Source organism: Aquabacter sp. L1I39, assembly GCF_017742835.1.
Taxonomy (GTDB): Bacteria; Pseudomonadota; Alphaproteobacteria; order Rhizobiales; family Xanthobacteraceae; genus L1I39.
The window spans coordinates 1615995-1633037 of the sequence record NZ_CP072392.1 but is presented as its reverse complement, the minus strand read 5'-3'; the positions used below and the strand labels follow the sequence as shown (position 1 = coordinate 1633037).

The 17043-nt window shown below is 68.7% G+C and carries 16 protein-coding genes and 1 other RNA gene; 12 read left to right on the top strand and 5 right to left on the bottom strand.

The window, feature by feature from the left end:
* Positions 1-5 precede the first annotated feature (5 nt).
* The 12 genes from ssrA (at position 6) to J5J86_RS07000 (ending at position 10372) form a co-directional block, all read left to right on the top strand.
* Positions 6-366: a transfer-messenger RNA gene (ssrA, locus tag J5J86_RS07055) on the top strand.
* Between the two features lie 139 nt (positions 367-505).
* The gene (locus J5J86_RS07050) at positions 506-1117 is read left to right on the top strand and encodes an SspB family protein (protein ID WP_209104161.1); all 612 of its coding nucleotides are present in this window, start codon (positions 506-508) and stop codon (positions 1115-1117) included.
* Between the two features lie 41 nt (positions 1118-1158).
* On the top strand, positions 1159-2427 hold the full coding sequence (locus J5J86_RS07045; RefSeq protein WP_209104159.1) for a flavin monoamine oxidase family protein: 1269 nt from the start codon (positions 1159-1161) through the stop codon (positions 2425-2427).
* Positions 2414-2950, top strand: a complete 537-nt coding sequence (locus J5J86_RS07040) for a dihydrofolate reductase (protein WP_247658183.1) — start codon at positions 2414-2416, stop codon at positions 2948-2950. Before J5J86_RS07045 ends, J5J86_RS07040 begins: the two co-directional genes overlap by 14 nt.
* A 57-nt stretch (positions 2951-3007) precedes the next feature.
* Complete coding sequence (locus tag J5J86_RS07035) at positions 3008-3943, top strand: LysR family transcriptional regulator (RefSeq protein ID WP_209104157.1); 936 nt, start codon at positions 3008-3010, stop codon at positions 3941-3943.
* Positions 3944-4044: 101 nt separating this feature from the next.
* Positions 4045-4860, top strand: coding sequence for an NAD(P)-dependent oxidoreductase (locus tag J5J86_RS07030; protein WP_209104155.1), 816 nt, complete (start codon positions 4045-4047; stop codon positions 4858-4860).
* 41 nt (positions 4861-4901) lie between these two features.
* On the top strand, positions 4902-5864 hold the full coding sequence (locus J5J86_RS07025) for an amidohydrolase family protein (RefSeq protein WP_209104154.1): 963 nt from the start codon (positions 4902-4904) through the stop codon (positions 5862-5864).
* A gap of 29 nt (positions 5865-5893) precedes the next feature.
* Positions 5894-6778 carry an amidohydrolase family protein gene (locus tag J5J86_RS07020; protein ID WP_209104152.1) on the top strand — a complete coding sequence of 295 codons (885 nt, stop codon included), beginning with the start codon at positions 5894-5896 and terminating at the stop codon, positions 6776-6778.
* A 30-nt stretch (positions 6779-6808) separates the two neighbouring features.
* Positions 6809-7894: a 4-oxalomesaconate tautomerase gene (locus J5J86_RS07015; protein ID WP_209104150.1), complete on the top strand. Its 1086-nt coding sequence runs from the start codon at positions 6809-6811 to the stop codon at positions 7892-7894.
* A gap of 26 nt (positions 7895-7920) precedes the next feature.
* On the top strand, positions 7921-8643 hold the full coding sequence (locus tag J5J86_RS07010) for a PIG-L deacetylase family protein (RefSeq protein WP_209104148.1): 723 nt from the start codon (positions 7921-7923) through the stop codon (positions 8641-8643).
* Positions 8640-9332, top strand: coding sequence for a 4-carboxy-4-hydroxy-2-oxoadipate aldolase/oxaloacetate decarboxylase (locus tag J5J86_RS07005; RefSeq protein ID WP_209104147.1), 693 nt, complete (start codon positions 8640-8642; stop codon positions 9330-9332). Before J5J86_RS07010 ends, J5J86_RS07005 begins: the two co-directional genes overlap by 4 nt.
* 59 nt (positions 9333-9391) lie before the next feature.
* A complete protein-coding gene (locus J5J86_RS07000; protein ID WP_209104145.1) occupies positions 9392-10372 on the top strand; it encodes a Bug family tripartite tricarboxylate transporter substrate binding protein in 981 nt (326 codons plus the stop codon).
* A gap of 27 nt (positions 10373-10399) precedes the next feature.
* Here the strand turns inward: J5J86_RS07000 and J5J86_RS06995 are convergent, their stop codons facing one another.
* The 5 genes from J5J86_RS06995 to kdpB form a co-directional block, all read right to left on the bottom strand.
* Positions 10400-10786, bottom strand: a complete 387-nt coding sequence (locus J5J86_RS06995) for a VOC family protein (protein WP_209104143.1) — start codon at positions 10784-10786, stop codon at positions 10400-10402.
* 140 nt (positions 10787-10926) lie between these two features.
* Complete coding sequence (locus J5J86_RS06990) at positions 10927-11616, bottom strand: response regulator transcription factor (protein ID WP_209104142.1); 690 nt, start codon at positions 11614-11616, stop codon at positions 10927-10929.
* On the bottom strand, positions 11613-14318 hold the full coding sequence (locus J5J86_RS06985) for a sensor histidine kinase (protein ID WP_209104140.1): 2706 nt from the start codon (positions 14316-14318) through the stop codon (positions 11613-11615). Before J5J86_RS06985 ends, J5J86_RS06990 begins: the two co-directional genes overlap by 4 nt.
* Positions 14319-14359: 41 nt before the next feature.
* Complete coding sequence (locus J5J86_RS06980; protein WP_209104138.1) at positions 14360-14968, bottom strand: K(+)-transporting ATPase subunit C; 609 nt, start codon at positions 14966-14968, stop codon at positions 14360-14362.
* Between the two features lie 11 nt (positions 14969-14979).
* A complete protein-coding gene (gene kdpB, locus J5J86_RS06975) occupies positions 14980-17040 on the bottom strand; it encodes a potassium-transporting ATPase subunit KdpB (RefSeq protein WP_209104136.1) in 2061 nt (686 codons plus the stop codon).
* Positions 17041-17043: the final 3 nt, after the last annotated feature.

Here is a 17043-nt window from a genome sequence, read left to right as displayed (position 1 = left end):
GCGCGCCCCTTTCATCGCAGGCCGGCCCCGCCTATATTCATGGGGCCGGCGCAAGCCGGCTATGGCGATAAATGGTTGTCGTAATAAGCCTTTCGGACCCGGGGGCAGTACCCGGCGCCTCCACCAGAGCCCGTGAAGCGCACGCGCGCGGGCTCCGGCGGGGGCGAACCAGGATCGACGAGGGTGTAAAGGGCTTTCTTTCGCTCGGCATGGTTCCGCCGATATCGGGCCGACCTATAGTTGCGAATGACAACTATGCTCCGGTTGCCGTTGCCGCGTGAGCGGTAAAGGTACCGAAATAAAAGTCCTACCGGGTAGCACTGGCTAGGCGGGGTTCGGAGGCACCTGGCAACAGAAGCCTCCACTTCCTTCCGGGCCCGGCCGGACCTGAAGGAGGGGAATGGGCCGTTCGCCCATTCGCCGGAGGGGCGGAACCACCGGTCCTGCGGGGAATGCGCAGGGGTCTTCCGGCCGAAGCCCACGCCCGGAAAGTTCAAACGTCCCCATGTCGTCGGTCGATCATATCCGCTACGATCTTCTCGCCCAGGAAGCCTTGCGCGGCGTGGTCCGCCGGGTGCTTGTGGACGCTGCGCGCGACGGCCTGCCGGGCGATCATCATTTCTACATCTCCTTCGACACCCGCGCCCCCGGCGTGCGGCTCTCCACGCGCATGCGGGAGAAGTATCCGGAAGAGATGACCATCGTGCTCCAGCACCAGTTCTGGGACCTGAACGTGACCGAGCACGCCTTCGAGGTGGGCCTGTCCTTCGGCGGCGTGCCCGAGCGTCTGCTGGTGCCGTTCACTGCGCTGAAGGGCTTCTTCGACCCGTCCGTGAAGTTCGGCCTCCAGTTCGAGATCGCGGAGGCCGAGGCCAGCGAGGAGCCGGCGCCGGAGGAAGACAATTCCGCCGCCGCGCCTACGCCCCTGCCGACCGCCTCTCCCATCCGTTCCATCCGGGGCGCCGCGTCCGAGCCGGCGCTCGCCAGCGCCCGCAAGGCCGATGGCGAGGCCGAGAAGGTCACCGCCAAGAACGAGCCCGCCAAGGAACAGAGTGGCGAGGACAAGCCCCAGGCGGGCGCGGAAGTGGTGCGCCTCGACGTCTTCCGCAAGAAGTGAACGCCTGACCGGCCGGCCCGTCCAACCCCTCAGGTGATGCCGTGCAAGACCTTGATGTGGCCGTCATCGGCGCGGGCGCGGCGGGACTTGCCGCGGGCGCCGTGCTCCAGGGTGCCGGCGTGCGCTTTGCCGTGTTCGAGGCCGCCGGCCGCATCGGGGGGCGCGCTTTTACGGATGCCACCAGCTTCGCCCAACCCTGGGATCTGGGCTGCCACTGGCTGCACTCCGCCGACCGCAATCCCTTCGCGCCCATCGCCGACCGCCTGGGCTTCTCCTATCTCAAGCGCGAGCGGCCGCTGCTGCGCCATGTGCACACCGGCCCCGGCTGGGCCAATGGCGAGGAGGTGGCGCAGGCCGCCAGCCTGCTGGATGGCGCCTTCGATGCCATGATCGCCGCCGGCAAGGCGGGGCAGGATGTGGCGGCCACCGAGGTGATCCCCGATGCCGGCCGCTGGGCACCCTTGGTGCGGCACTGGCTCTCCCTCATCACGGCGGCGTTTCCCGAGGACATTTCCACCGCCGACTATGCGGCCTATTCGGACACCGGGCACAATTGGCCCGTGCTGGAGGGCTATGGCGCCCTGGTGGCGGCCCATGGCGCCGGCGTGCCGGTGGCGCTCAACTGCCCCGTCACCGCCATCGACCGTTCCGGCCGCGATCTGGTGCTGACCACCGCGCACGGCACGGTGCGGACACGGGCGGTGATCCTCGCCGTGCCCACCAGCGTGCTGGCGCGGGGTGCCATCGCGGTGCGGCCGGGCTTTCCGGTGGAGCTGGAGGACGCGTTCGCCGCCTTGCCGCTGGGCGTGGTGGAGAAGGTGGCCATCGGCTTCGACCGCGACCTGTTCGGTTTTGACGAGCGCACCGGGGTCAGCACCTTCGACAGCACCAATTCAGAGCGTGCCCCGGTGAATTTCCAGATCCTGCCCGGCGCACAGCCCGTTGTGGTGGCGCACCTGGCCGGCCCCTCCGCCGCGCGCCTGGTGGCTGAGGGCGAGACGGCGCTGGCCATCGAGGCAGTGGAGGCTTTGGTGCGGGCCTTCGGCGCGGATGTGCGCCGGCATATCGTGAAAACCCGCGCCACCTCCTGGACCGCCGATCCCCTTATCGGCGGCGGCTATTCCTGCGCCTTGCCGGGCAAGGCGCACCTGCGGGCGCGCTTGTCGGAACCGTTCGACGCGCGCATCCATTTCGCTGGGGAAGCCGTGTCCCTGCACGATTTCTCCACCTGTCACGGCGCCCACCTCACCGGCCTTGCGGCCGCCAAGGCCGCCCTCGCCGGACTGGAGGCGCCCCATGCCCATGCCTGAACGGGACCTGCCCCTCGTCCATGTGGTGGCGGTGGGCGAGAATGGGGTGATCGGGCGCGGGCAGGAACTGCCCTGGCGCCTGCCCTCGGACTTGAAGCGCTTCCGCGCCCTCACCTGGGGCAAGCCGCTGCTCATGGGGCGGCGGACCTTCCAGTCCATTGGCCGGCCCTTGCCGGGGCGCATCTCCGTCGTGGTGAGCGCCGACCCGTCCTTCACGGCGCCCGAGGGCGTGCGGGTGGGGCGCACGCTGGAGGACGCGCTCGCCTTGGCGCGGGCGGCGGCGGGCGAGATGGGGGCGGACGCCATCATGGTCATTGGCGGCCGTCAGGTGTTTGCCGACACGCTGCCCGTGGCCCGGCGGGTGGAGCTGACCCGCGTGCACCTTTCCCCCGAGGGCGACGTGCATTTGCCGCCCTATGATCCGGCGGTCTGGCGCGAGGTGGCCGTGGAGGGTTCCGTCCAGGCGCCGGGCGACGAGGCGCCGGTGACCTATGTGAGGCTGGAGCGGCGCGACCTCGCTTAGCCCCGTCTTTCCAACGCCCGTCTTTCCAAGCCCGCCGCCCCGTGCCAAGCAAAGGGCATGCGGATCGATTTCCTCGGCCTCCAGGCCTTCCTCGCCATTGCCGAGCGCGGCTCGTTCCTGCGGGCGGCGGCCCATCTCAACCTGTCCCAGACCGCGCTCTCCCATCGCCTGCGCAAGCTGGAGGATGATCTGGGCGTGCGCCTGCTCATCCGCACCACCCGGCAGGTCACGCTCACCCCCGATGGCGAGGCGCTCCTTCCCAAGGCCCGCACCGCGCTCTCCGCGCTGCAAGGGGAGATCGAGACCCTGCGCGAGAAGGCGCGGGGGCATGAGGCGCGCATCGCCATCGGCTGCTTGCCCACCATCGCGGCAAGCCATCTGCCGCACGCGCTCAAGACCTTCGCGGAGCTTCATCCCGGCGTGGCGGTGAAGGTCTATGACAATTCCGCTTCCGAGATTGCCGGCCTGGTGAGGGCGGGGGCGGCCGAATTCGGCATCGGCATCGTCACCGCCGCCGTCTGGGACCTGGACATGACGCCGCTGCGCAAGGAGCAGTTCGTGCTCCTGTGCCCCAAGGGGCACCCCCTGGTGACGGAAGGGAGCGCCAGCTGGAGCGCGCTGGAAGGCGTGCCGCTCATCCGCATCAGCCCCCAGGCGGGCAACCGCGCCTTGATCGACGATGCGCTGGGCAGCCGTCGGGAGGCGCTGAACTGGCGCTATGAGGTGCAGCACATCCAGACGGCGGTGAGCATGGTGCAGGCCGGCATCGGGCTCACCGTCGTTCCCGATCTGGCGCTGGAGCGCAATCGGCTCTCCGGCCTCGCCCTGCTGCCCCTGCGCAACCCCTCCATCACCCGCACCTTGGTTGTCTTCACCAAGCGCGGCACGCCTTTGTCCCCCGCCGCCAGCGCCTTGCTGGATCTGGTGCGCGCGCGGCTGAAGGCGCGGCGCAGGGGCAAGGCGGGGGAGGATCGCGATCCGCCAGATGCATGAATTTCATGAATGACGAAAAAACTGTCATTTGATTCATCTGTGCCGAACCGTCACCTTCCGCCCAACGCGCCTGAGACGCGACGACGGGAGAGGACGCAAAGATGGCCCTGCGGCTGGCGATCATCGGTTATGGCGAAGTGGGCACCCTGTTCGCCCATGACCTCCTGAAGAACGGCCTCGACGCGGTCGCCGTCTACGACATCAAGTTCGCCAACCCCGCCCTCGCGGCCCCCCTCCTGGCGCGGGCCGAGGCCGATGGCGTGCGCGCCGCAGCGAGCGCGGCCGAGGCGGCGGAGGGTGCCGACATCGTCATTTCCGCCGTGACCGCCGACCAGGCGCTGACCGTGGCGCAGGACGCCGCCGGCTATCTCAAGCCCGGCCAGATCCTCTTCGACATCAATTCCGCCGCCCCTCACACCAAGGTCGCCGCCGCCCGCGCGGTGGAAGCGGTGGGGGCGGACTATGTGGAAGGCGCCGTGATGGCGCCCGTGGGCGCGCCGCGCATCGCCGTTCCTATTCTGGGTGGCGGGCCGAAGGCGGAGGCGGTCGCCGCCGCTTTGGTGCCGCTGGGCATGAACATCCGGCCGGTGTCCGACGTGCATGGCCGCGCCTCGGCCATGAAGCTCTGCCGCTCCATCATGGTGAAGGGCATCGAGGCGCTGATCGTGGATTGCGCCCGCGCCGCCAAGGCCTTCGACGTGGAGACCGAGGTCTTCTCCTCCCTCGACACCAGCTTTCCCGGCATGAACTTCGCAACGCTCGCGCCCAACATGGCCGAGCGGGTGGCCACCCACGGCGTGCGCCGCGCCGCCGAGATGCGGGAAGCCGCCGACATGCTGGCCGCCCTCGGCCTGGTGCCGGACCTCGCCCGCGCGGTGGCCGATGCCCAGCAGCGGGGCGCCGTCAAGAAAGCCTGAAGTCTTGCCGCCGGAAGAGCGGACATCTGGGGAAACGCACCATGCCGCACATCTCACGCCGGACCTGCCTTTCCGGCCTCGCCGCCACCCTGAGCGGGCTGCCGCTTGCGGCCATGGCGCAGACGGGAGCGACCGCACCGATGATCATGGGCCCCGATCCCAACGTGAAGACGCCCACCTTCAAGGCCCCGGCCGGATCGGTGGACAGCCACACCCATATTTTCGGCCCCAATTCCAAATATCCCTATTGGGCCAAGCGCAGCTACACGCCCCCGGACGCGCCGCTGGAGCTGTTCGAGGAGGTGCATGCCAAGATCGGCGTGGAGCGTGCCGTCCTCGTCAACGCCACCGTCCATGGCCCCGACAACCGCCCCGTCACCGACGCCATCGCCGCCAGCAAGGGCCGCTACAAGGGCGTCGCCAATGTCAGCGACACCACCACCGACAAGGAATTGCAGGCGCTGACCGATGCCGGCGTCGTCGGCTGCCGCTTCACCTTCCTCGCCCGCCTGGGCGGCCGGCCGGACATGACGGGCTTCAACAAGATCGTCGACAGGGTGAAGGCCTATGGCTGGCACGTGGATCTTTATCTCGAACCGGCCATGATCCCCGAATTCGTGCCGCTGCTCCGCGCTCTGCCGTTGCCCTATGTGATCGACCATATGGGCGCCGTGAAGGCCTCCGGCGGGCTGGAGCAGCCGCCCTTCCAGGCGCTGGTGGAGCTGATGCGCACGGACGAGAAGGGCTGGATCAAGATCACCGGCCCGGAGCGCATGTCCGCCACCGGCGCGCCTTTCACCGACACCGTGCCCTTCGCCCAGGCGCTGATTGCCGCCGCGCCCGACCGCTGCGTGTGGGGCACGGACTGGCCCCATCCCAATGTCCCGGTCATGCCCAATGACGGCGACCTGGTGGACCTCGTCCCCCTCTATGCCCCCGATGCCGGCCAGCGCCACAAGCTCCTGGTGGACAATCCGGTCCGCCTGTTCGGCTTCCCCAGCTGACCTTTCTTTTTGCGAGCAGAGCCAAAGATATGACCGCCGCCATCCGCTCCATTCCCGGCCCCGATCCGCACACGCGCACCCCGGCCTTCAAGCTACCGCCGCTCTCCTGCGACACCCATTGCCACATCTTCGGGCCGGGGAATGTCTACCCTTACGATCCCAAGCGCTCCTACACGCCGCCGGATGCGCCGCTGGAGGCGTTCAAGGCGCTGCATGCCAAGATCGGCGTCGAGCGGGCGGTGATCGTGAATGCTTCCGTCCACGGCACCGACAACCGGGTGGCGCTGGACGCTATCGCCCAGAGCAATGGCCGCTACCGGGGCGTCGCCAATATTGACGGGACCATCGACGAGAAGGGCATCGAGGCGCTCCATGTGGGCGGCTTCAGGGGCTGCCGGTTCAATTTCGTGCGGCATCTGGGCGGGGTGCCGGACATGGCGGTGTTCGACCGGATCGTGGCCATGGTCGCCCCGTTCGGCTGGCACATCGACCTGCATTTCGACGCCATCGACCTGCCCACCTATGCGGACATGCTGGCCCGCCTGCCGGTGCCCTACACCATCGACCATATGGGCCGCGTCCAGGCCAATGAGGGCCTCGACCAATTGCCCTTCCGCACCCTCATCGAGCTGATGAAGCGCGACGAGAAGTGCTGGGTGAAGATCTGTGGCGCCGAGCGCGTCTCCACGGCTGGCCCGCCCTTCCATGACGCCGTGCCCTTCGCCCGCACCATCCTGGAAACCGCGCCCGACCGGGTGATCTGGGGCACCGACTGGCCGCATCCCAATGTGAAGGTGATGCCCAATGACGGCGACCTCGTCGACCTCGTGCCCCTGTTCGCGCCGGAGCCGGAGCTTCAGCGCAAGGTGCTGGTGGACAATCCCGCCCGCCTCTTCGACTTCCCCGCCGAATGAGGGCCGCCCGGTGCGGCGCGAGGTGATGTCATGAGCGACCAGATCTCCCTTCCCTGCATGCTGATCCGGGGCGGCACCTCCAAGGGCGCCTATTTCCTTGCCTCGGACCTGCCGGCGGACAAGGCCCGGCGAGACGCCATCCTGCTGGCGGTGATGGGCTCGCCCGACCCGCGCCAGGTGGACGGGGTGGGCGGCGCCCATCCGCTCACCAGCAAGGTGGCCCTCATCTCGCGCTCCGATCTGCCGGGCTGCGACATCGACTTTCTGTTCGCCCAGGTGGGGGTGGACAAGGCGATGGTGGATACGACCCCCAATTGCGGCAATATCCTCGCCGGCGTTGCCCCCTTCGCCATCGAGCGCGGGTTGGTGCAGGCGGTCTCTCCCCGCACGCGGGTGAAGGTGCGCACCATCAATACCGGCACCATCGCCGAACTCACGGTGGAAACGCCGGACGGCAGCCCCGTCTATGGCGGCGAGGCGCGCATTGATGGCGTGCCGGGCACGGCGAGCCCCATCGCGGTGGATTTCCTTGATGCCGCCGGCTCGGTCTGCGGCGCGCTCCTGCCCACCGGCCGCGTGGTGGACGAGGTGGCCGGCGTGCGCGCCACCCTCATCGACAATGGCATGCCCTGCGTGGTGCTCACCGCCGCCAGCGTCGGCCGCACCGGCTATGAGCCCCGCGACGTGCTGGACAAGGACACCGCGCTGAAGGCGCGCCTGGAGGAAATCCGCCTTGCCGCCGGGCCGCTGATGAATCTCGGGGACGTGGGCCCCAAGGTGGTGCCCAAGATGATCCTGGTGGCGCCGCCCCGCGCGGGCGGCGCGGTCTCCACCCGCAGTTTCATTCCCCATGAATGCCACGCCTCCATCGGCGTGTTCGCGGCGGTGACGGTGGCCACCGCCTGCGCCTTGCCGGGGTCTCCGGCCGCTGAAGTTGCGCAGATGCCCGGCGGGGCGGTGCGCACGGTGAGCGTGGAGCATCCCACCGGCGAATTTTCCGTGCGCCTGGAAATGGGCGGCACGGACGCGGCGCCGGAAGTGCTGCGGGCCGGCCTTTTGCGCACCGCTCGCCCCCTCTTCGACGGCCGCGTCTTCGTGCGCCCCGGCGTCGTCTGAACATCCAAGCTCATCCAGAGGTCATCATGGCTGAAGCCAAATCCGCTCTTGTCATCACCGCCCATCCCGGCGACTTCGTCTGGCGCGCGGGCGGGGCCATCGCGCTCCATGCCCGCAAAGGCTACCGGGTCAAGATTGCCTGCCTCTCCTATGGCGAGCGCGGCGAGAGCCAGTGGGCCTGGAAGAGTGCCGGCGTCTCGCTGGAAGAGGTGAAGGCCCAGCGCAAGGCCGAGGCCGCCGAGGCCGCCCGCGTCCTGGGCGCCGAGATCGAGTTCTTCGATGCCGGCGACTATCCCCTGCGCGGCACCGAGGCCATCCTGGATCGGCTCATCGACATCTATCGGGAGGAGAAGCCGGCCTTCGTGCTGACCCACTCCCTGAACGACCCCTATAATGTGGACCATCCGGAGGCGACGCGCCTCGCCCAGGAGGCCCGCATCATCGCCCAGGCGGCGGGCCACAAGCCGGACCCCGCCCGCGCCTATGCCGCCCCGCCGGTCTTCCTGTTCGAGCCCCACCAGCCCGAGCAGTGCGACTTCAAGCCCAATGTCATCCTCAATATCGACGATGTGTGGGAGACCAAGCGCGCCGCCTTCGAGGTCTTGGCCGCCCAGAAGCACCTCTGGGACTATTACACCCGCGTGGCGCTCAATCGCGGCATGCAGGGCGGGCGCAATTCCGGGCGCGCCATGACCTATGGCGAAGCCTATCAGCGGCTCTTCCCCATGGTCCTGGAGGAACTGGCATGATCGGCGTCGTCGTTCGCAAGGTCGTGCGCGCCGATCAGGCGGTGGTCGACCAATTGGCCGGCTTCGGCTCGGCCACCGTGCACGAGGCCATGGGGCGCATCGGCCTCATGAAGCCCTATCTGCGGCCCATCTATGCCGGCGCCCAGGTGGCGGGGAGCGCCATCACCGTGCTCGCCCAGCCCGGCGACAATTGGATGCTGCACGTGGCCGCCGAGCAGATCCGCCCCGGCGATCTCGTCGTGGTGGCCTGCACCACCGACAATACGGACGGCATGTTCGGCGACCTGCTCGCCACCTCCTTCAAGGCGCAGGGCGCGGTGGGCCTCGTCATCGATGCCGGCTGCCGGGACATCCGCACGCTCACGGAAATGGGCTTCCCGGTTTGGCCGCGCGCCATTTCGGCCAAGGGCACGGTGAAGGCGACGCTGGGCTCGGTGAACGTGCCCGTGGTGTGCGCCGGTGCCCTGGTCCATCCGGGCGACGTGGTGGTGGCCGATGATGACGGTGTCGTCGTCGTGCCCCGCGCCCGCGCCGCCGAAGTGGCGGAAAAGGCCGCCGCCCGCGAGGCCAATGAGGGCTCCAAGCGCGCCCGCCTCGCCTCCGGCGTGCTGGGCCTCGACATGTATGCCATGCGCGAGCCGCTGGCCGCCGCCGGCCTCGTCTATGTGGACGAACTGCCCAAAGACTGACCCATTCCACGGCGGACCCCGGACTGGAACCGGCGCCGCCCGCTCAACGGGAGGATGACATGACCCTGTTCGCCAGGATCGCCGCGGGTTGCGCGGTGGTGGCCGCTCTGTTTACCGGCCTTGCCCCTGCGCAAGCCGACACCGCCTATCCCACCCGCCCGGTGCGGGTGATCGTGCCCTTCGGGCCGGGCGGCATCGCCGACATCACCGCACGGGTGGTGATGGAGAAGCTGAGCGAGAAGCTCGGCCAGCAATTCATCATCGACAACCAGCCCGGTGCCGGCGGCATCACCGCCGCCCGTGCCGCGCTCCAGGGCGGCAAGGACGGCTATACGCTGATCCTGCTCACCAATGGCACGGCCATCTCGGTGCCGCTGTTCAAGAAGCTGCCCTTCGATCCGGTGAAGGACTTCGCCGCCGTCTCCATGCTCGGCCAGTTCGACTTCCTGTTCGTCACCGGCGGCGCCTCCAAGCACAAGAGCGTGCAGGAGCTGATCGCCTTCGCCAAGGCCAATAAGGGCGTGCTCAATATGGGCACGGTGAATGTGGGCTCCAGCCAAAACCTGTCGGCGGAGCTGTTCAAGTCCATGGCGGGCGTCGACCTGACCATCGTGCCCTACAAGACCACGCCCGATCTCATGATCGCGGCCACCCGCGGCGACGTGGACGTGGCCATCGACAGCCTCGCCGCCGCCAAGGCCATGATGGCCGACGGCAAGCTGCGCGCCATGGCCACCTCCGGCCTCACCCGCTCGCCGGCGACCCCCGATATCGTCACGGTGGACGAAAGCGGCCTGAAAGGCTTCGAGGTCACCTCCTGGAACGCCATCTTCGCCCCGGCGGGCACGCCGCCGGAGGTCATCGCCACCCTCAACAAGGCGATCGTCGAGGCGGTGGCGAGCCCCGAGGTGAAGAAGAAGCTGCTGGACCTCGGCATCGAGGCCAAGTCCAGCACGCCCGCTGAGCTGGAAGACCGGCTGAAGGCCGACATCGCCAAGTGGACGGCGGTCATCGACGCCGCCGGCATCCAGAAGCAGTGAGGCGAGGCCTCGGTGCCTGATCCTTCATCAGGCGCCGGGTTCGCGCTCCAGAAGTTCGATGGACATGCCGTCCGGCCCGGTGACGAAGGAAATCTTCAGGCCGGGCCGAGGCGACGTGATGTCCTTGGTGAAGACCGCGCCCTTGGCCTTGAGGCCGGCGACCACCGCTTCCAGGTCAGTCACGCGGAAGGCGATATGGTCGAGGCCGCCATGGGGATGGTCCGGTTCGGGCGTGAGGCCCTCGCCCGCCTGCTCGATGAAGATGCGCAGGCCCCCGACGCGCGCTTCGGCGCGCACCGGCCCGTGAATGATCTGCGCGCCCAGCATGTCCGCGAACCAGTGCGCGGAGGCCGCCGCGTCCTTTGCCTGGATGTGGACGTGCTCGAAAACGAAGGGGCTGGACGCATCCGACATGGGGCTCTCCGGAATGGGGGGCGCCGGAACCGGCGCGCCGAGACAGCCATAGAGCATTTCCGCGCGACGTGGGAATCGGCTCCCGTGAACGAAATGCGTCAAAACAAGGAGATAGCGGGCGCTGACACATGGCCCGGTGGCTATTCCGGCTCGGACAGGCGATAGCCCACCCCGGTCTCGGTGCGGATATAGAGCGGCTTTTCCGGATTATCCTCCAGCTTCTGGCGCAGCTGGCGCACATAGACGCGCAGATATTGCAGGTCATGCACCTCGCCCCATACCTGGGAGAGGATGTAATGGTGGGTCAGAACCTTGCCCGCATGCTGCACCAGGATGCGCAAAATGTCGTATTCCTTGGGCGAGAGCTTCACCTCCTCGCCCTTCACCTTCACCACCCGGCGCACCAGATCCACCGAGAGGTCGCCGAGCTGGAACAGCGGCTTTTCCCCCTGCTGCTGCAGGCGATGGCGCAAGGCGAGGCGGATGCGGGCGATCAATTCGTTCATGCCGAACGGCTTGGTGATGTAGTCGTCGGCCCCCGCGTCCAGCGCCTCCACGATGCCCGGCTCGTCGGTGCGGCTGGAGAGGATGACCACCGGGCAGTCCCGCCCCTCCGCCCGCCAGCGCTGGAGCAGGTCGCGGCCGGGAATGTCAGGCAGGCCGAGATCGAGAATGATGAGGTCGGGCGCCTCTGCCGCCGCGCGGCGCAAGGCGTCCGCGCCGGTGGCCGCGCTGACCACCTCATAGCCCTGGGTGGAAAGGCCCGTGACCAGCAGCCGCCGGATGGCCGGCTCGTCATCCACCACCAGGAGCTTGACGGTCGCGCTCATGGGAGCCTTCTGAGTTCGCGCACCCGCCGCATCAGCGGCAGGTCGATGGTGAAGACGGCACCCGGCCGGTCGATGCGGTTCGCCGCCGTGATGCTGCCGCCCATGGCCTCCACGAAACCGCGGCAGATGGCAAGGCCGAGCCCGGTTCCCGCCCGCACCTGATCCTCCTTGCGGGCGCGATAGAATTTGTCGAACACCCGCTCCAGGTCGCCCACCGGGATGCCCGGCCCCTCATCCACCACCTGCACAACCACATGGCCGCCATCCTGCCAGGCCTGGAGGCGCACCTTGGTGCCGGCGGGGGCATATTTGGCTGCATTGTCCAGGAGATTGAACAGCACCTGCTCGAACAGGACCGGGTCCAAAGGCAGCATGGGCAGGTCCGCCGGCAGGTCCACCTCCACCTCATGCCCCTTGAGGATGGGCCCCGCCCGCCGCAGCGCGCTGCCCACCACTTCGGCCACGTCGTGGGGAGCGGCGTTGGGGGTGATGGCGCCCGATTCCAGGCGGGTCATGTCCAGGAGGTTGGCGATGAAGCGGTTGAGGCGCTGGGCCTCCTCCTCGATGGTGGTGAGCATCTCGCCCCTCTGGTCAGGGGTGAGCGCGTCCGCATAGCCCCGCAGCATGCCCGCCGCTCCGAGGATGGAAGCGAGCGGCGTCTTCAGGTCGTGGGAGATGGAGGTGAGCAGGGCCGAGCGCAGGCGGTCGGTCTCTGCATCGAGCCGCGCCGCCTCCACGTCCGCCACCAGATGCACCCGCTCCACCGCAAGGGCGGTCTGGTCCGCCAGCGCGTCAAGCAGGCGCCGCTGCTCCGGCGAGAGGAGGGGGCCGGGCTTGTCCCGGTCGATGCCGATGACGCCCACGGCGCCGCGCCCGGTGCGCATGGGCAGGAAGAAGCGTTTGGCGCCCGGCAGCGTGTCGGCGCCCCGCCCGGTGGCGCGGTCATTCTCGAACGCCCAGCGGGCGGCGGCGATGTCGGCGGCATCCATCTGGTCCTCCGGCGGATAGCCGGCCTTCACCGAAAGCCCGTCCCCGCCGGGCAGCAGCATCACAACGCGCACCTTCAGCATGGAGGCGATCTGGAAGGCGCTGGCCCACAACAGGTCGTCCAATGTGCCCGCGCCCGCCAGCTTGCGGGAGAAGAGATAGAGGTCCTCGGTGGTCTTGGCGCGGGCGCGGGCGGCGAGCGCCTGGCCGCGCACCCGGGCCGTCAGATTGCTGGCAATGGCCGCCACCACCAGGAAGAAGAACAGCGCCACCACGTTTTCCGGGTCGGCGATGGTGAAGGTGTAGAGCGGCGGGATGAAGAAGAAGTTGAACGCCAGCACCCCCAGCAGCGAGGTGGCGAGCGCCGGCCACAGGCCAAAGCGCACCGCGCTCACCAGCACGGCGGTGAGATAGACCAGGGCGATGTTCTGCAGGCCCATCACCTGCCGCAGCCCCACCCCGATGAGGGTGGCCGCCGCCACCGCAACGGCGCTCACTGCATAGGCGCCCACATCCAGCCGCGCCCGAAGGGGATCGGCCGGGGGAGGGGACGCCGCCCCGCCGCTCGCCCCCTCGCCCGCGATCACATGCACGGAAATGTTGCCCGCCCGGCGCACCAAATCATGCACCACCGAGCCGTGCAGGATCTCGAACCAGCGGGAGCGGTCCGACTTGCCGATGACGATATGGGTGGCATTGGCGGCACGGGCAAAGCCCAGCACGTCGTCGGCGATGCGGGTGCTGCCGGGGAGGGTGATGGCCTCCCCGCCCAGATGCTCGGCAAGGCGCAGGAAGTCGGACACCCGGTCCCGCTCCGGCTCGCTCAATTGGAAACTGCGCTGGCCTTCCACATAAAGCGCGGTGAAGGGCGCCCGCAGCCGGTCGGCGAGGCGCTTGGCATAGCGGATGAGGTTCGCGCCCCTCTTGTCCTCGGAAATGCAGACAATGACCCGCTCGCCCGCCGCCCAGGGGCCGGAAATGGCGTGGGCGCGCATATGGCTGACCAATTGCTCGTCCACCCGCTGGGCGGTGCGACGCAGGGCCAGTTCCCGCAGGGCGGTGAGATTGCCGGGGGAGAAGTAATTGGCCACGGCCCGCCGTGCCGTGTCGGGCACATAGACCTTGCCTTCCCGCAGGCGCTGGATGAGATCGGCCGGGGTGAGGTCGATGACCTCCATTTCGTCGGCCCGGTCGATGATGGCGTCCGGCACCGTCTCGCGCACCCGGATGCGGGTGATCTGCGCCACCACGTCATTCAGGCTCTCCACATGCTGGATGTTGAGCGTGGTGTAGACGTCGATGCCGGCGGCGAGCAGTTCCTCCACATCCATGTAGCGCTTGGCTTGGCGGCTGTCGGGGGCGTTGGTGTGGGCGAGCTCATCCACCAAAACGAGGCCCGGGCGGCGCCTGAGGATGGCGTCCAGGTCCATCTCGTCGAGCGTGCGGCCGCGATAGGAGACGGTCCGGCGGGGGATGGCCTCGAAGCCCTCCACCATGGCCTGCGTCTCCCGCCGGCCATGGGTCTCCACCACGCCGATGACCACATCCACCCCCTGGCGCAGGCGCGCGCGGCCGGCGGCGAGCATCTCATAGGTCTTGCCGACGCCGGGGGCGGCGCCGAGGAAGATCTTCAACTGACCGCGGCTCTCCCGCTCCGCCTCCTTCAGGAGGGCGTCGGGGGAGGGCCTGGTGTCAGCGTCCCGTTCCTCGGGCATCGTGGGGTCTCGTCTCGCCGTGCGGCGCGGTTCGGCTCAGGTTAGGACTGGCCGCCGATGCGATCGAGCGCAAGATTAAGCTCAAGCACATTCACGCGCGGTTCGCCGATCACGCCGAACGTCCGATCCTCCGCCGTGCGCTCCACCACCTGCCGCACCATGTCCGGGGAGAGGCCCCGCGCCTTGGCGATGCGGGGCACCTGGAACAGGGCGGCCTCCACGCTGATGTCCGGATCAAGCCCGCTGCCGGAGGTGGTGACGAGGTCGATGGGCACGGGGACGCCGGGATTTTCCGCCTGGAGCGCCGCAAGGTCGGCCTTCACACGCTCGGCGAGCGCTGGATTGGTGGGGCCGAGATTGGAGCCCATGGAGTTGGAGGCATTGTAGGGCGCGGCCACCGTCTTGGTGGCATCCGCCGGGTCCGCCGCCGTGGTGGCGGAGGGCCGGCCGTGGAAATAGCGCTCCGAGGTGAAGGCCTGGCCGATGAGAGCCGAGCCGATCACCATGCCGTTGCGGGAGACGAGGCTGCCCTTGGCCTTGTCCGGGAAGAGCACCTGCGCCAGGCCGGTCATGGCGAGGGGATAGGCAAGGCCGGTGAGGGCCGCGAGCAGGACCACCAGCACCAAAGCGGGACGGATTTCCTTCAACATGATGGGTCTCCTCAAACCAGGTGCAGCGCGGCGACGGCGAGGTCGATGACCTTGATGCCGGCGAAGGGCACGATGATGCCGCCGAGCCCGTAGATCAGGACGTTGCGCTGGAGCAGGGCCGCGGCACCGATGGGCCGGAAGCGCACGCCCTTCAGCGCCAGCGGGATCAACGCGATGATGATGAGCGCGTTGAAGATGATGGCCGAGAGGATGGCGCTCTGCGGCGAGGCCAGCCCCATCACGTTCAGCGCCGAGAGCTGCGGGTAGAAGGCCACGAACATGGCGGGGATGATGGCGAAATACTTCGCCACGTCATTGGCGATGGAGAAGGTGGTCAGCGAGCCGCGGGTCATGAGCAGCGCCTTGCCGATCTCCACGATCTCGATGAGCTTGGTGGGGTCGGAATCCAGGTCCACCATGTTGCCGGCCTCGCGGGCGGCCACCGTTCCGGTGTTCATGGCGACCCCGACGTCCGCCTGGGCGAGGGCCGGGGCATCGTTGGTGCCGTCGCCGCACATGGCCACCAGCTTGCCCTTGGCCTGCTCTTCGCGGATCAGGCGCAGCTTGGCCTCCGGGGTGGCCTGGGCGAGGAAGTCGTCGACGCCCGCCTCGGCCGCGATGGCGGCGGCGGTCAGCGGGTTGTCGCCGGTAATCATCACCGTGCGGATGCCCATGCGCCGCAATTGCGCGAAACGCTCGCGAATGCCGCCCTTCACTATGTCCTTCAGGTGGATGACGCCGAGGATGCGCCCGTCCTTGACCACGGCGAGGGGGGTGCCGCCGGCCTTGGCGATCTCCTCGGCGAGGGCGGTCACCTCCCGCACGGTTTCCGCGCCGGCCTGGGGCCGGGCGGCGGGGGAGGCCTGCACATAGGCCAGGATGGCATCCACCGCCCCCTTGCGGACGCTGGCGCCGTCCACGTCCACGCCGCTCATGCGGGTCTGGGCGGTGAAGGGCACGAACTGGGCGCCCAGCGCCGCCATGTCGCGGCCGCGAATGCCATACTTGTCCTTGGCCAGCACCACGATGGAGCGGCCTTCTGGCGTCTCGTCGGCAAGGGATGCGAGCTGGGCGGCATCCGCCAGATCCTGCTCGCTCACCCCCTTCACCGGCCGGAAGGCGGAGGCCTGCCGGTTGCCCAGCGTGATGGTGCCGGTCTTGTCCAGCAGCAGCGTGTCCACGTCTCCCGCCGCCTCCACCGCGCGGCCGGACATGGCCAGCACATTGAAGCGCACCAGGCGGTCCATGCCGGCAATGCCGATGGCCGAGAGCAGGGCACCGATGGTGGTGGGAATGAGGGTGACGAAGAGGGCCACCAGCACCACCACCGAGATGGTGCCGCCCGCATAGGCGGCAAAGCTCGGGATGCTGGCGGTGGCGAAGACGAAGATGAGCGTCATGCCCGCCAGGAGAATGTTGAGGGCGATCTCATTGGGCGTCTTCTGCCGCTCGGCGCCCTCCACCAGACCGATCATGCGGTCGAGGAAGGTGGAGCCCGCCGCCGCCGTGATGCGCACCTTGATCTGGTCGGAAATGACCGTGGTGCCGCCGGTGACCGCCGAGCGGTCGCCACCGGATTCGCGGATCACGGGCGCGCTCTCGCCGGTGATGGCGGCCTCGTTCACCGAGGCGACACCCTCGATCACCTCGCCGTCGGAGGGGATCACGTCGCCGGCTTCCACCAGCACCACGTCGCCCACCTTCAGGGAGGTGCCGGGCACTTCGCGGGTCTCGGTGCCCGTGCCGGTGAGGAGCTTGGCCTGCGTCTCGGTGCGGGTGCGCCGCAGGGAATCGGCCTGCGCCTTGCCACGCCCTTCCGCCACCGCCTCGGCGAAATTGGCGAACAGCACCGTGAACCACAGCCACAGGATGATCTGGAAGGAGAAGCCAAGGTCGCTGCCACCCGTGGCGAGGTCGCGGACGAACAGCAGGGTGGTGAGGAGGGCCACCACCTCCACCACGAACATGACGGGGTTCTTCACCATCAGCCGCGGGTCGAGCTTGCGGAAGGAGGCGCCGATGGCGGGCACGAGAATGGCGGGGTCGAGCAGGCTGGTACGGGGTCGGGTCATGGG

Coding starts and splice junctions, on each gene's coding strand:
- J5J86_RS07050 (WP_209104161.1), top strand. CDS start 506: ATGTCGTCGGTCGATCATATCCGCTACGATCTTCTCGCCCAGGAAGCC.
- J5J86_RS07040 (WP_247658183.1), top strand. CDS start 2,414: ATGCCCATGCCTGAACGGGACCTGCCCCTCGTCCATGTGGTGGCGGTG.
- J5J86_RS07035 (WP_209104157.1), top strand. CDS start 3,008: ATGCGGATCGATTTCCTCGGCCTCCAGGCCTTCCTCGCCATTGCCGAG.
- J5J86_RS07030 (WP_209104155.1), top strand. CDS start 4,045: ATGGCCCTGCGGCTGGCGATCATCGGTTATGGCGAAGTGGGCACCCTG.
- J5J86_RS07025 (WP_209104154.1), top strand. CDS start 4,902: ATGCCGCACATCTCACGCCGGACCTGCCTTTCCGGCCTCGCCGCCACC.
- J5J86_RS07020 (WP_209104152.1), top strand. CDS start 5,894: ATGACCGCCGCCATCCGCTCCATTCCCGGCCCCGATCCGCACACGCGC.
- J5J86_RS07015 (WP_209104150.1), top strand. CDS start 6,809: ATGAGCGACCAGATCTCCCTTCCCTGCATGCTGATCCGGGGCGGCACC.
- J5J86_RS07010 (WP_209104148.1), top strand. CDS start 7,921: ATGGCTGAAGCCAAATCCGCTCTTGTCATCACCGCCCATCCCGGCGAC.
- J5J86_RS07005 (WP_209104147.1), top strand. CDS start 8,640: ATGATCGGCGTCGTCGTTCGCAAGGTCGTGCGCGCCGATCAGGCGGTG.
- J5J86_RS07000 (WP_209104145.1), top strand. CDS start 9,392: ATGACCCTGTTCGCCAGGATCGCCGCGGGTTGCGCGGTGGTGGCCGCT.
- J5J86_RS06995 (WP_209104143.1), bottom strand. CDS start 10,786: ATGTCGGATGCGTCCAGCCCCTTCGTTTTCGAGCACGTCCACATCCAG.
- J5J86_RS06990 (WP_209104142.1), bottom strand. CDS start 11,616: ATGAGCGCGACCGTCAAGCTCCTGGTGGTGGATGACGAGCCGGCCATC.
- J5J86_RS06985 (WP_209104140.1), bottom strand. CDS start 14,318: ATGCCCGAGGAACGGGACGCTGACACCAGGCCCTCCCCCGACGCCCTC.
- J5J86_RS06980 (WP_209104138.1), bottom strand. CDS start 14,968: ATGTTGAAGGAAATCCGTCCCGCTTTGGTGCTGGTGGTCCTGCTCGCG.
- kdpB (WP_209104136.1), bottom strand. CDS start 17,040: ATGACCCGACCCCGTACCAGCCTGCTCGACCCCGCCATTCTCGTGCCC.